At 59.8% G+C, this 12,743-nt stretch carries 10 protein-coding genes; 6 read left to right on the forward strand and 4 right to left on the reverse strand.

What is annotated here, in order from left to right; translation table 11 throughout:
- Positions 1-21 precede the first annotated feature (21 nt).
- Entirely contained in the window at positions 22-573 is a 552-nt protein-coding gene (locus QD408_RS14530; protein ID WP_088682413.1) for an NADPH-dependent FMN reductase, read from the forward strand.
- Positions 574-841: 268 nt separating this feature from the next.
- Here QD408_RS14530 and QD408_RS14535 read toward each other — a convergent pair whose 3' ends face one another.
- From QD408_RS14535 to QD408_RS14550, 4 genes are all read right to left on the reverse strand, one after another.
- Positions 842-1,837 (reverse strand): phosphotransferase family protein, encoded by a 996-nt coding sequence (locus QD408_RS14535; protein WP_414139787.1) that lies wholly within the window; start codon positions 1,835-1,837, stop codon positions 842-844.
- A gap of 19 nt (positions 1,838-1,856) precedes the next feature.
- Positions 1,857-2,819, reverse strand: a complete 963-nt coding sequence (locus QD408_RS14540; protein WP_414139788.1) for a C-terminal binding protein — start codon at positions 2,817-2,819, stop codon at positions 1,857-1,859.
- 87 nt (positions 2,820-2,906) lie between these two features.
- Positions 2,907-5,663, reverse strand: a complete 2,757-nt coding sequence (gene ppc, locus QD408_RS14545) for a phosphoenolpyruvate carboxylase (protein ID WP_414139797.1) — start codon at positions 5,661-5,663, stop codon at positions 2,907-2,909.
- 162 nt (positions 5,664-5,825) lie between these two features.
- The gene (locus tag QD408_RS14550) at positions 5,826-6,740 is read right to left on the reverse strand and encodes a LysR family transcriptional regulator (RefSeq protein WP_414139789.1); all 915 of its coding nucleotides are present in this window, start codon (positions 6,738-6,740) and stop codon (positions 5,826-5,828) included.
- A 117-nt stretch (positions 6,741-6,857) separates the two neighbouring features.
- Here QD408_RS14550 and QD408_RS14555 point away from each other — a divergent pair, with 117 nt between their 5' ends.
- The 5 genes from QD408_RS14555 to QD408_RS14575 are packed head-to-tail and all read left to right on the forward strand — an operon-like array spanning position 6,858 to position 12,655.
- Positions 6,858-8,033: an acyl-CoA dehydrogenase gene (locus QD408_RS14555; protein WP_088682408.1), complete on the forward strand. Its 1,176-nt coding sequence runs from the start codon at positions 6,858-6,860 to the stop codon at positions 8,031-8,033.
- A 54-nt stretch (positions 8,034-8,087) separates the two neighbouring features.
- Positions 8,088-8,975 (forward strand): 3-hydroxybutyryl-CoA dehydrogenase, encoded by an 888-nt coding sequence (locus QD408_RS14560; RefSeq protein ID WP_088682407.1) that lies wholly within the window; start codon positions 8,088-8,090, stop codon positions 8,973-8,975.
- A gap of 40 nt (positions 8,976-9,015) precedes the next feature.
- The gene (locus QD408_RS14565; protein ID WP_414139790.1) at positions 9,016-10,680 is read left to right on the forward strand and encodes an electron transfer flavoprotein-ubiquinone oxidoreductase; all 1,665 of its coding nucleotides are present in this window, start codon (positions 9,016-9,018) and stop codon (positions 10,678-10,680) included.
- 42 nt (positions 10,681-10,722) lie between these two features.
- Positions 10,723-11,868, forward strand: coding sequence for a CaiB/BaiF CoA transferase family protein (locus QD408_RS14570; protein ID WP_414139791.1), 1,146 nt, complete (start codon positions 10,723-10,725; stop codon positions 11,866-11,868).
- A gap of 37 nt (positions 11,869-11,905) precedes the next feature.
- Positions 11,906-12,655, forward strand: coding sequence for an electron transfer flavoprotein subunit beta/FixA family protein (locus QD408_RS14575; RefSeq protein ID WP_414139792.1), 750 nt, complete (start codon positions 11,906-11,908; stop codon positions 12,653-12,655).
- The last annotated feature ends 88 nt before the right edge of the window (positions 12,656-12,743 follow it).

Here is a 12,743-nt window from a genome sequence, read left to right on the forward strand (position 1 = left end):
CATCACGCGAGAAGAGAGAACATGTCCAAGAAAGATATCGCGGTCCTGGTCGGAAGCCTTCGTCAGGCTTCGATCAACCTGAAGCTCGCCCGCGCCATGCAGAAAGTGGCGCCCGACGGGCTGAACCTGGAAATCGTCCCGATCGGCGATCTTCCGCTTTATAATCAGGACCTGGAGACCGAGACGCCGCCGGCGGAGTGGACGTCCTTCCGCGAGCGCATCAAGGCTTGCGACGGAGCAATCTTCGTGACGCCCGAATACAATAGATCCGTACCGGCGGCATTGAAGAATGCGATCGAAATCGGTTCTCGGCCATTCGGGAAGAGCGTGTGGGATCACAAGCCCGGCGCGGTGACGGGGGCTTCTCCCGGTCTCATCGGCGCAGCCGCTGCGGCGCTTCAGCTCAGGGTTATCTTGACCAACATCAACGTGCCGACCATGCCTCAGCCTGAAGTTTACCTCAGCACGGCAGACAAGTTGGTGGGTGACCATGGTGTGTTCCTCAACGAAGGAACCCAGAAGTTCATCGAGAGCTTCCTGGTTGCGTTTGAAGGCTGGGTCGCTCGCTTCTGAAGCCGAAGCAGATGCGAAGTCTTCATCCGCCATCGCGACAACCTCGCGATGGCTTTCACACCCTCATTGAAAATGAATGCACCGCTTTCCCGATGCGCCCTGTTCCGCCGCCCATGCGCCGCGCCGATCGCGGCTTCGAAAATGTGATTTTCGTGATGATGGGAAGTGCCGCGTGAACGTCGTTATTCGCTCTTCTGAGCATTCCACAAGACCACGCGGTTTCGGCGCAACGGCAACGAAATATGCCGCTGTCCGAAGACCCTATGCATTATGAAAACCAGGCCTGAGCCACGTCAGCCAGCTTTTGCCGAGGCGATGCGATCAGCGGGATTGCGGCTTTGCGGACCATTTCGCGCTGGCATTCATCGGTTATGTACTCGACGGGCGATTTGCCGTCGATCCGAGCGAGGAAGAGGGCGGGCAACAAGCTTGCGGCCCGCGCTTCGAGAGCATCCCGGTCCTCCCAGTCGACTTGATCCAGGTAGGCTGCCGTCAAAGCCGCGAATGACGAGGCGAGCTCCGGCTCCGCTTCTCCGATAATGATCTTCTTCAACAAGAGATGGTTGAGGCAGAAGGCCAGGTCGAAAGCCGGATCGCCGAACCAGGCGCATTCGGCATCCAGGAACACCGGGCCGCTTTCACCCAGAAGGATGTTCTTCGGGCTGACGTCGCCATGGACCAGCGCCAGCTTTGTTTCGGCCGTGCGCTGAACCAGCTCTGCGAGGCGATCACTGACGAAGGGATGTTTGGCGGCAGTCGCCACCAGATAGGGCTCGAGCCGAAGAGCATAGAAATTCGAGCCGGAGTCGAACTGATCCCGCAAGCCCGGCGTACGGGCACTGACGGAATGGATCTGTCCGATCCGCCGGCCGGTTGCCTCTGCCGCCTTTCGGTCGACGTGTCCCTGGAGCAGCTGGGTCTTCCAGAGCGGGTATTCGTCGCCGGGAAGGAACTCCATTGCGAAGACGCCGGACGACGCGTCATGTGCGAGCGGCTTCGGCACGGCGGAAGGAAAATGCTGCGCCACGAAGGAAATCCAGTTCCATTCGTATACATTTCTCGACACCGGTGCCTGCCAATCAGCAGACACTTTGAGTTTGGGAAGTGCGCGTTTCACACAAAGCAGCCGGCCGGGAAGTCCCACGCGGTAGATATCCGAAGAAACGCCGCCGGTCAGCGGCTTGTAGACCGCTTCCTCGGAAGCATTTTTCAGACCGCTCTTCAGCAGGAAATCATCGAAAATCGTCATCTCGTCTTCAGACATCAATCCAGTGTCCTTGGCATTAGCGGCGGGGGCTGTTGCGGGGTTGTTCGGGCATCTCTCCGGAGAGGACCCTGACAACCTCTTCCGCCGCCCGGCGACGCAGCTCGATCAGCGAAGCATCCGAGGAAAAGGCGACGTGCGGGGTGATCATCGCGCCGGGATGAGCGATCAGCTCCGGTGGAACGCGTGGTTCGTCCTCGAGGACATCAAGGCCGACACCGCTCAGAATGCCGGAGTTCAGCCCCTCTATAACCGCAGCGGTATCGACGACGCCGCCTCGGCTGACGTTGATCAGCAGGCTTCCGCGGCGCATTTTCGAGATGGCGTCTCTGTTGATCAGGTGGCGCGTCGCAGGCGCAAGCGGCGCATGCACGATGACGATATCGCTCCTGGTCAGAAGGGTATCGAAATCGGCAAGCTCCACATTCGCAGGAATATTCGAGGCATGAGGATCGTAAGCTAGCACCCGGCACCCGAGCGCCTGCACTTTTGCCGCAGTCGCACGACCGATGCGGCCAAAGCCGATGATGCCGCAGGCCAGCTCCGAAAGCCTGCGCAGATTTGCCGAAGCCGGATCCCAGCGCCCGTCGCGAACTTCGCGATCAAAGCGGATCAGGCCACGGGCCCAGGCAAGCGCAAAACCGACGGCGTGGTCGGAGACCTCCGCGACGCAATAATCGGGAACATTCGTAACCCATATCCCCCGCTCCGTCGCGGCGTCGACGGCAATATTGTCGAGGCCAACGCCAAGGCGGGCGACGATCTTGAGATTGGGAGACGCAGCGATTGCCGTTTCGCTGACCTGGGCCCAGCAGGTCAGAATCGCGTCCGGCTGATGTTCGGCAGCCAAAACGTCTATCTCGGCAGGTGGAGACGGTTCGGCAGGGCCGCTGACGAGGGTGAACCCGGCCCGCTCGATCACCTCCCGTTCTACTTTGTCATCCGGCCAGGCGTAATCGGTCAACAGCACGGTCCGCGTCATGAATTCCTCCCATTTGTGCGAACGTTAGCGCAGCAGCATTGTCGCGGTCAAGAAAAATAGGCTTACACCATCTGTATTGGCGGCTCGCTACCCGCTGTTGCGTAGCCCCGCGGCGATGCCGTTGATGGTCAGATGCAGCGCCTCTTCGGTATCCTGATCGCCTTGTCCGGTACGGTGGCGGCGAAGAAGGTCGATCTGCATGTGGTTCAGCGGATCGAGGCATGGAAAGCGATGATGGATCGACTGCTTCAGTGCCGGATTGTTCTCGAGCAGTGAGGCTTGATCCGTTATCGAGCATAACGCAGACGTCGTCGCTTCCCATTCGTCTTTGATGCGTGCGAAGATTTGCTCATGGGCGGATGCGTCGGGCGCGAGATTCACATAACGCGCCGCGATCGCCATATTGGCCTTGGCCAGAACCATCTCCATGTTCGCAATCAGTGTCTGGAAAAAGGGCCAGTCCCGATGCATCGCCTGAAGAGTTCGTAACCCGTCGGGGCGTTTCGCCAACCACTGTCGCACCGCCGAGCCAAATCCAAACCAGCCCGGCAACATTATGCGGCTCTGCGACCAGCCGAACACCCAGGGTATTGCGCGAAGGTCTTCGATGCGACGTGAGGCGCTGCGTGAGGCCGGGCGGCTGCCGATATTGAGTTTTGCGATTTCGCCGATGATCGTTGCTTCCCAGAAGAACCGTTCGAAGCCCTCGGTCTCGTAAACCAGACAGCGATAGGCTGCAAAAGCGAGATCCGACAGTTCCTCCATGGCGCCGAGATAGTCGGAATCCGGTTCCTGTGCCTCGGAGGGCAGCAGGGACGCTTCCAGGGTCGCGGCGATCAGAAGTTCGAGATTGCGGCGGCCGAGCGCTGGATTGGAATATTTCGCTGCGATGACTTCCCCTTGTTCCGTCAGCCGGATCGACCCGGCAACCGCGCCAGGCGGCAGGGCGGTGATGGCTTCATAGCTGGGACCGCCGCCGCGACCGACGGAGCCGCCGCGACCGTGAAACAAGCCGAGGCGAAGGCCTTCTCGCTCAAAGAGCGGAATGAAGGCCGTCTCCGCCTTATACAACTCCCATCCCGAGGTCAGATAGCCGCCATCCTTATTGCTGTCGGAGTAGCCGAGCATGACTTCCTGCTTGCTGCCAAGCGCTTGCAGATATGTCCGGTAGGCCTCGATGGCCAAAACCGTCTGCATCACGTCATGCGACCTTCGAAGATCCGAAATCGTCTCGAAAAGCGGTATGATGTTGACTGACGCGGCTTCAGGTTCATCGGGCCGGAACAGTCCTGCCTCGCGGAACAGGACCATCACCTCCAACAGGTCGGACGGGCTTGCGGCCTTCGAAATGATGTAGTTGGGGATGCTGGCGCGGCCATAGCGTTTATGGGCTTCGGCAGCTTCACGTAGAACGGAAAGCTCTGACATCGTCTCGGCCGAATAGGCCTTGAGCGGTGTGGTCAGCAGCTGGGAAGATCGAAGCTCCTCAGTGAGCAGGCGGATCTGGTCGCCCTCGGCCAACGCCCCGTACCCTGTGCCAGGCCGCACACTCTCGAAAAGCTCATGAACAACCCGTTGATGAACCTCGGAATTCTGTCTCAAGTCCAGGCTGACGAGGTGAAAGCCAAAGACGTCTATCGCGCGTTGGAGCCTGCGCAGTTTTCCTGCGGCGATCTTTTCTGCGCCGTTGGCCGTCAGCGATTTGCTGATCGTCGCCAAGTCGTTGGCGAATTCGGCAGGGTTGAGGTAGGATGGCGCCGCCGCCACAGGCTCGCGAACCAATTCGGCGCTGCCGAAATTGCGCGCCGTGGCCGCCAGGCGAGCATACATGCCCGAAATCGCCAGGCGATACGGCTCGTGCCGGCGCTGCTCCGATCTGTCGGGAGAGTCGGTCGCGAGCTGCCGAAGCTCCTGCGAGACCTTCACATACCGGTCATCCAGGGAAAGTTCGGCGCCAAGGCCGTGCAGTTCGCCGAGATAGAACGCGAAAACTCGCTCGCTCTGCAGCCGGAGCGCCTCTTTCAAGGTCTCGCCGTTGACATAGGGATTGCCATCCCGGTCGCCGCCGATCCAGGACCCCATGCGCAGGAATGGCGGCAGCGCGTCCCGACCGAAACTCCAGGGTGAGTCTCGAAGCTGATTTTCGAGACTCTCGTACACCTCCGGGATGACGCGGAAAATGGTGCTGTCGTAATAGGATAAGCCATTGAGGATTTCATCGACGACCTGCAGCCGCCGGCCCCGCAGACTGTTCGTTTGCCAAAGCGTTGTCGTCGCTCTTTCCAAATCCTCTTGATGCCGCCCTATCTCCTGCTCGGTGAGGCCGGCCTGGTCGAGCTGCGTCAGGCATCGTGCAAGCTCCTGCTCGATTTCGATAACGCTCTTGCGCCGAACCTCGGTCGGATGCGCCGTGAAAACGGGCGAGACGACCGCTTCAAAAAGCAGTTTGCGGATATCTTCCGCCTCAATACCGGCCGCGGCCAGAACGGACAGCGATCTGGCAATCGTTCCCGGCATGGCAGGTTCGCGATCGACGACGCTGAAGCGCTGCATCCTGGCTTGGTGCGCGTCCTCGGCAATATTCATGAGCTGAGAAAACTGGCTGAAGGCACGGATTACGCGCTTGAGCGTCCGGGGAGGCATATCTGCACAGAAGGGGGCGAGCTTGTCGTGCAAGTGCGGACCGGTCTTTCTATGGCCGGCAACCGAGAGAGTGCGGACCTGTTCGACGATCTCACGGGCCTCCTTGCCGTCGCTTGCTTCAATAGCCTCGCACAGCAGGCGGCCGAGCAATTGAACATCCTTCACCAGGGCCCTGCTGGTCGTGAAGCGTTTCCCTTGCATGCTGGCGTTCTTCAATTGAAGGTGCAAATGCGCATTCCTTATGCTAACGTTAGCATAAACTGGCAGGATTTGACGGAGGAGTCAAGCAGCGCTCGCAATCGAGCATCAGGGAATTATCGAAGGGAGGGTTCATCGGCTGTTATTGGCGGCCATCGCCCGCTATCAGCCGGCAACGCCCTTCTTATAGAGCGCGACCTGTTCCAGCAGCCATGCGCGGAACGCCACGACAGGGCGGAAATCCTTCCTGCTGAGAGGCGCCACCGCATAATAGGCGCTGGGGCTTTTGACCTGATGCGGGAAGGCTTGAACGAGTTGCCCGTTCGCGAGCTCGGAGTCGATCAGGAACGGCGGCATCAGTGCGAGCCCCAATCCGGCGATGCAGGCCTGGGCGACGCTGCTGAACTGTTCGAACCGCATCGCCTGCAACGGGGTGCCATCGACCTGGAGGCTCTCGAAAAAATGGCTCCAGGCCCCCGGACGAGAGGCCATCTGCAGCAGCGGAAGGCGGAGCAGATCTTCAGCCCTCACGATGGGATGCGTGCTGAGAAAAGACGGGGACGCGACCGGTGCGACCATCTCTTCCATGAGAAATGTGCTTTCGGCGCCCGGCCAATCAGGCTGGCCGATATGGATCGCCATATCTATGTCGTCGCGGTCGAAATCGAATATGCCGATGCGCGTCGCGAAGTTCAACGTGATCTCCGGATGTCTCGCCACGAACTGCGGAATGCGCGGCATCAGCCAGCGGGTGCCGAAGGTCGGCAAGATGGCAAGATTGAGCTGATCTCTATGCTGTTTGGTCATGGCCTGCAGTGAAGCGGAACGGATTTCCGCCAGGGCGCCGGCAATCGCCCGCGCATAGTCGGTGCCTGCCTCCGTGAGAATGACACCGCGGCTGGTCCGCTCGAACAGCAAAACGCCGAGCTGGTCCTCCAGTGTGGCGATCTGACGACTGATGGCTCCCTGCGTCAGGGAAAGTTCCTCTGCCGCCGCAGAAAAGGTGTGCAGCCGTGCGACGGAATCAAAGGCGGCGAGAGCTGAAGTCGAGGGGAGGAGTCTTCGCGATAGGTTTGCCATCAGCTATTACTATGCCTCATAGGCTGATGAGTAAACCTCGCTTTGTCAGCCGTCAAAAAGCGACTTTAATTCCGTCAATTTCGAATTGCCGATAACCTCAATGGGAGGACGACGAACTTGGCCTTTTCTTGGAATGATCCCTTTCTGCTCGACGACCAGTTGACCGAAGATGAACGGATGATCCGCGAGTCCGCTGCGGCTTTTGCAGAGTCCGAACTCTTGCCGCGCGTTGCGGACGCCTATCTCGAGGAAATGACGGACCCCGAGCTGTTCAGGCTGATGGGGCAGACGGGTCTTCTCGGTGTGACGCTGCCGGAAGAATACGGCGCCGCGAACGCATCCTACGTCGCCTATGGCCTGGTTGCTCGCGAGGTCGAGCGCATCGACTCCGGATATCGCTCGATGATGAGCGTGCAGTCCTCGCTCGTCATTTACCCGATCTTCGCCTACGGCTCTGACGAGCAGAAGAAGAAATATCTGCCGGGTCTCGTTTCGGGTGAGCTGATCGGCTGTTTCGGCCTGACCGAGCCCGACGCAGGCTCCGATCCCGGCGGTATGAAAACCCGCGCCGAGAAAATCGAGGGCGGCTACCGATTGCGCGGCTCGAAGATGTGGATCTCGAACTCCCCGATCGCCGATGTCTTCGTCGTCTGGGCAAAGTCTGAGGCCCACGACAACGAAATACGCGGCTTCGTTCTCGAAAAGGGCATGAAGGGCCTTTCGGCTCCGAAGATCGGCGGCAAGCTTTCGCTACGTGCCTCGATCACGGGTGAAATCGTGATGGACGGCGTCGAAGTCAGCGAGGATGCGCTTCTGCCCGGCGTTTCCGGTCTCAAGGGACCGTTCGGCTGCCTCAACCGCGCCCGTTACGGCATCTCCTGGGGCGTCATGGGAGCTGCCGAAGATTGCTGGTTCCGCGCTCGTCAATATGGTCTTGACCGCAAGCAGTTCGGCAAACCGCTCGCGGGCATGCAACTATATCAGAAGAAGCTTGCCGATATGATGACCGAGATCACGCTCGCGCTACAGGGCTCGCTTCGCGTTGGCCGCCTGATGGACGAACACAAGATGGCCCCGGAAATGATCTCGATCGTCAAGCGCAACAACTGCGGAAAGGCGCTTGAGATCGCACGGCAAGCCCGGGATATGCACGGCGGCAACGGCATTCAGATCGAATACCATGTCATGCGCCACGCGCAGAACCTCGAGACGGTCAACACATATGAGGGAACCCACGACGTCCACGCCCTGATCCTTGGACGTGCCCAGACGGGCCTCCAGGCGTTCTTCTAATTCCCCACGGCCAATCGGCACCGTCCTTCAACTTCCGGATCAACGAGAGGCAGCATGCCTATAGCGAATAAGATTTCTACCGTCGCCATCATCGGCGCCGGCCAGATGGGGACTGGGATCGCGGAAGTCGTCGCGAAACACGGGTATGAGGCATTGGTCTATGATCTCGATAAAGATCGAATTCGCGCAAGCATCGAAACGAGTTCCGGATATTTCGGACGCCAGGTGGCAACCGGAAAAATGCCGGCTGAGGCGGCTGATCAGGCGATCTCCCGAATAAGGGGAGCGTTCTCCCTTCCCGATCTGGCGAGTGCTGATTTGATCATCGAAGCGGTCAGCGAGAATGAAGACATCAAGAGGAAAGTCTTTACGGACGTGTGCACTGTCCTGAAGCCGGATGCGATCTTGGCGACGAACACATCGTCGCTCTCCATAACGCGGCTTGCCGCGTCAACCGACAGACCCAATCACTTTATAGGGATACACTTCATGAATCCCGTTCCTGTTATGAAGCTGGTAGAGCTGGTCCGCGGCATCGGAACGGATCAGGGGACATTTGCCAGAGCCAAGGATTTTGCCGAATCCATCGGCAAGACCGTCACCGTCTCCGAGGACTTTCCGGCATTCATCGTAAACCGTGTCCTCATCCCCATGATCAACGAAGCAATCTACACCCTGTATGAGGGGGTCGGAAACGTCGAAGCCATCGATACCGGCATGAAGCTCGGCGCCAATCACCCGATGGGGCCGCTCGAACTGGCTGACTTTATCGGTTTGGATACATGCCTTTCGATCATGCAGGTCCTTCATGAGGGGCTGGCTGACAGCAAATATCGTCCCTGTCCGCTGCTGGTCAAATATGTCGAAGCCGGCTGGCTCGGCCGCAAGGCGCAGCGCGGGTTCTACGACTATAGCTACGTTCCGGCTCGGCCAACCCGCTGACCCCATCGCATTCCAACATCGAGATTGTCAGGCATTTATCATGACCGAAGAGCACGCAGCCGAGAGTCGTGAAAGCATGGAATTCGACGTCGTGATCGTCGGCGCCGGTCCGGCCGGTCTGGCGGCGGCGATCCGGCTGAAGCAGGTCGATCCGGAACTGTCGGTCGTGGTGCTGGAGAAGGGCGCCGAGGTCGGCGCCCATATCCTGTCGGGTGCGGTCGTCGATCCGATCGGCATCGACCGGCTGCTGCCCGGCTGGCGCGACGATGGTGATCATCCCTTCAAGACCGAGGTGACGGCGGATCATTTCCTGGTGCTCGGCCCGGCCGGCTCGATCCGCCTGCCGAACATGCTGATGCCGCCCTTGATGAACAATCACGGCAATTACATCGTCTCGCTCGGAAACGTCTGTCGATGGCTGGCTGGCAAAGCGGAGGAACTCGGCGTCGAGATCTATCCGGGCTTTGCCGCAACCGAAGTGCTCTACAATGAGGCGGGTGCCGTCATTGGTGTCGCCACCGGCGACATGGGCATCGAGAGGAACGGCGAGCCCGGCCCGAACTATACCCGCGGCATGGAACTGCTCGGCAAATACGTGCTGATCGGCGAAGGCGTGCGCGGCTCGCTCGCCAAGCAACTGATCGCCAAGTTCGATCTGCAGAAGGATCGCGAGCCGCAGAAGTTCGGCATCGGCATCAAGGAACTCTGGCAGGTGAAACCGGAGAACCACCGGCCGGGCCTGGTGCAGCACTCCTTCGGCTGGCCGCTCGGCATGAAGACCGGCGGCGGCTCCTTCCTCTATCATCTCGAAGACAATCTGGTGGCCGTCGGCTTCGTCGTCCATCTGAACTACAAGAACCCCTATCTCTATCCCTTCGAGGAGTTCCAGCGCTTCAAGACCCATCCGGCGATCCGCGGCACCTTCGAGGGCGGCAAGCGGCTCTCCTATGGMGCWCGCGCCATCACCGAGGGCGGCTAYCAGTCGGTGCCGAAGCTCACCTTCCCCGGCGGMGCGCTGATCGGCTGTTCGGCCGGTCTCGTCAAYGTGCCGCGCATCAAGGGCAGCCACAATGCGGTGCTGTCGGGCATGCTGGCGGCCGAGAAGGTGGCGGCGGCGATCGCATCRGGCCGCAGCCATGACGAGGTCATCGAGATCGAGAACGAATGGCGCAASGGCGACATCGGCAAGGACCTSAAGCGGGTSAGGAACGTCAAGCCGCTGTGGTCGAAGTTCGGCACGGCGSTYGGYGTGGCGCTCGGCGGTCTCGACATGTGGACCAACACGCTGTTCGGCTTTTCCTTCTTCGGCACGCTTGGTCATGGCAAGACGGATGCGCAGTCATTGGAGCCGGCCGCAAACCACAAGCCGATCGCCTATCCGAAGCCGGACGGCGTTTTGACCTTCGACCGTCTGTCCTCGGTGTTCCTGTCGAATACCAATCACGAGGAAGACCAGCCGGTGCATCTCAAGGTGAAGGACATGGCGCTGCAGAAGCGATCGGAGCACGACATCTATGCCGGTCCGTCGACGCGTTACTGTCCGGCCGGCGTCTATGAGTGGGTGGAGAAGGATGGTGAGGAGACCTTCGTCATCAACGCCCAGAACTGCGTGCACTGCAAGACCTGCGACATCAAGGACCCCAACCAGAACATCAACTGGGTGCCGCCGCAGGGCGGTGAAGGTCCGGTCTATCCGAATATGTAGTCCCACAATATCCGCCAACTTGGGAATGATCAGGAGTTATCGATGCAGTTTCCGCTGGAAGGCGTTAAGGTCGTGGAATTGGCGCGTATCCTGGCTGGTCCGTGGGCCGGACAGACACTTGCCGACTTGGGTGCGACTGTCATCAAGGTGGAAAGCCCGGAGGGCGACGATACGCGCCGGTGGGGACCTCCCTTCATTCGGGATGGCGAAGATATCGCTGCGGCCTACTTCCACAGCTGCAATCGCGGAAAACTCAGCATCACGGCGGATTTTAACTCGGCGGAAGACGTCGAAAAGCTTCGTGCACTGATCGCGAACGCCGACGTCGTCATCGAGAACTTCAAGGTCGGCGGGTTGAGGAAGTTCGGCCTTGATTATGAGAGTTTGAAGGCAATCAATCCGAAGCTGATCTACTGCTCGATTACCGGTTTTGGTCAAACCGGCCCATACGCCGGGCGAGCAGGATATGATTTCATCGTCCAGGGCATGGCCGGCATCATGGATTTGACGGGCGAACCTGATCGGGAACCCCAGAAAATCGGCGTCGCGTTCGGCGATATCTTCACCGGGCTCTATTCGGTCATCGCTATCCAGGCCGCCTTGATTCTGCGCAACAGTACGGGCGAGGGACAGCATATCGATATGGCCCTCCTGGACAGCACGGTGGGCGTGCTGGCCAACCAGGCGATGAATTTCCTCGCCTCGGGAAAGGCGCCGACGCGGCTCGGCAATGCGCATCCCAACATCGCGCCATACCAGGTATTCCCGGTGTCCGACGGCAGCATCATTATAGCCTGCGGGAACGACGGCCAGTTCGCACGTATATGCGATATCCTCCGGCTATCCGCTGTGGCAGCCGACGACCGTTTCAAGACCAACGCGGACAGAGTGCGTCATCGAGCGGAACTCACCTCCGTGATGGAAGCGCAGACAAAGCTTTTTCAACGGACGGATCTGCTGGCCGACCTGGCGCGTGTGGGCGTTCCTGCCGGGCCGATCAACACCGTGGAAGATGTATTTTCGGATCCGCAAGTGTTGCATCGCAAGATGGCGGTGGAGAATGAGGGGATACCGGGCATCCGGATGCCAATCATCTTCTCGGGGACGATGCTCACGTCTCATCACAAGTCACCAAGGCTTGGCGAGCACAATGGCAAAGTGCACCCGGACTGGTCTTCGAGGGACTGACGTCTTCGGCGTAATTGGATTTTTAAAGGAGACGCCCATGAAGATTCTCGTGCCCGTCAAACGGGTTGTCGACTACAACGTGAAGATCCGGGTGAAGCCGGATGGCACGGGTGTCGAGCTTGCCAATGTGAAGATGTCGATGAACCCGTTCGACGAGATCTCGGTGGAAGAGGCGCTGCGGCTGAAGGAAGCCGGCAAGGCGGAGGAAGTGGTGGTGGTGTCGATCGGCCCGGCCAAGGCCGAGGAGACGCTGCGGACGGCACTTGCCATGGGTGCCGACCGGGCGATCCTGGTCGAGACCGACGATGCCGTCGAGCCGCTCACTGTGGCCAAGATCCTGAAGGCGGTCGCCGATGCCGAACAGCCGGGCTTGATCATCACCGGCAAGCAGGCGATCGATGACGACAGCAACCAGACCGGCCAGATGCTGGCGGCGCTCTTGGGCTCCGCCCAGGCGACCTTCGCCTCGAAGATCGAGATCAGTGACGGCAAGGCAACGGTGACACGCGAAGTCGACGGCGGCCTGCAGACGATCGAGATCAAGCTGCCGGCGGTCGTCACCACCGATCTGCGTCTGAACGAACCGCGCTACGCCTCGCTGCCGAACATCATGAAGGCGAAGAAGAAGCCGCTCGACAAGAAGGCTCCTGCCGATTTCGGTGTCGATACGACGCCGCGGCTGAAAGTGCTGAAGACCGAGGAGCCGTCTGGTCGCAAGGCCGGCGTCAAGGTCAAGTCGGTCGCCGAACTCGTCGACAAGCTGAAGAACGAAGCCGGCGTGCTCTAAGGTTCGAAAGGAATATCACCATGACCATTCTTCTTCTGGCCGATCATGACAATGCCAGCCTTTCCGACCAGACCGCCAAGGCGCTGAC

Source organism: Rhizobium sp. BR 249 (assembly GCF_047445895.1).
GTDB lineage: Bacteria > Pseudomonadota > Alphaproteobacteria > Rhizobiales > Rhizobiaceae > Rhizobium.

Bases quoted from the DNA above. Each gene is read 5' to 3' on its own strand.
- QD408_RS14530 (WP_088682413.1), top strand. From the start codon at position 22: ATGTCCAAGAAAGATATCGCGGTCCTGGTCGGAAGCCTTCGTCAGGCT.
- QD408_RS14570 (WP_414139791.1), top strand. From the start codon at position 10,723: ATGCAGTTTCCGCTGGAAGGCGTTAAGGTCGTGGAATTGGCGCGTATC.
- QD408_RS14535 (WP_414139787.1), bottom strand. From the start codon at position 1,837: ATGTCTGAAGACGAGATGACGATTTTCGATGATTTCCTGCTGAAGAGC.
- QD408_RS14550 (WP_414139789.1), bottom strand. From the start codon at position 6,740: ATGGCAAACCTATCGCGAAGACTCCTCCCCTCGACTTCAGCTCTCGCC.
- QD408_RS14560 (WP_088682407.1), top strand. From the start codon at position 8,088: ATGCCTATAGCGAATAAGATTTCTACCGTCGCCATCATCGGCGCCGGC.
- ppc (WP_414139797.1), bottom strand. From the start codon at position 5,663: ATGCAAGGGAAACGCTTCACGACCAGCAGGGCCCTGGTGAAGGATGTT.
- QD408_RS14540 (WP_414139788.1), bottom strand. From the start codon at position 2,819: ATGACGCGGACCGTGCTGTTGACCGATTACGCCTGGCCGGATGACAAA.
- QD408_RS14575 (WP_414139792.1), top strand. From the start codon at position 11,906: ATGAAGATTCTCGTGCCCGTCAAACGGGTTGTCGACTACAACGTGAAG.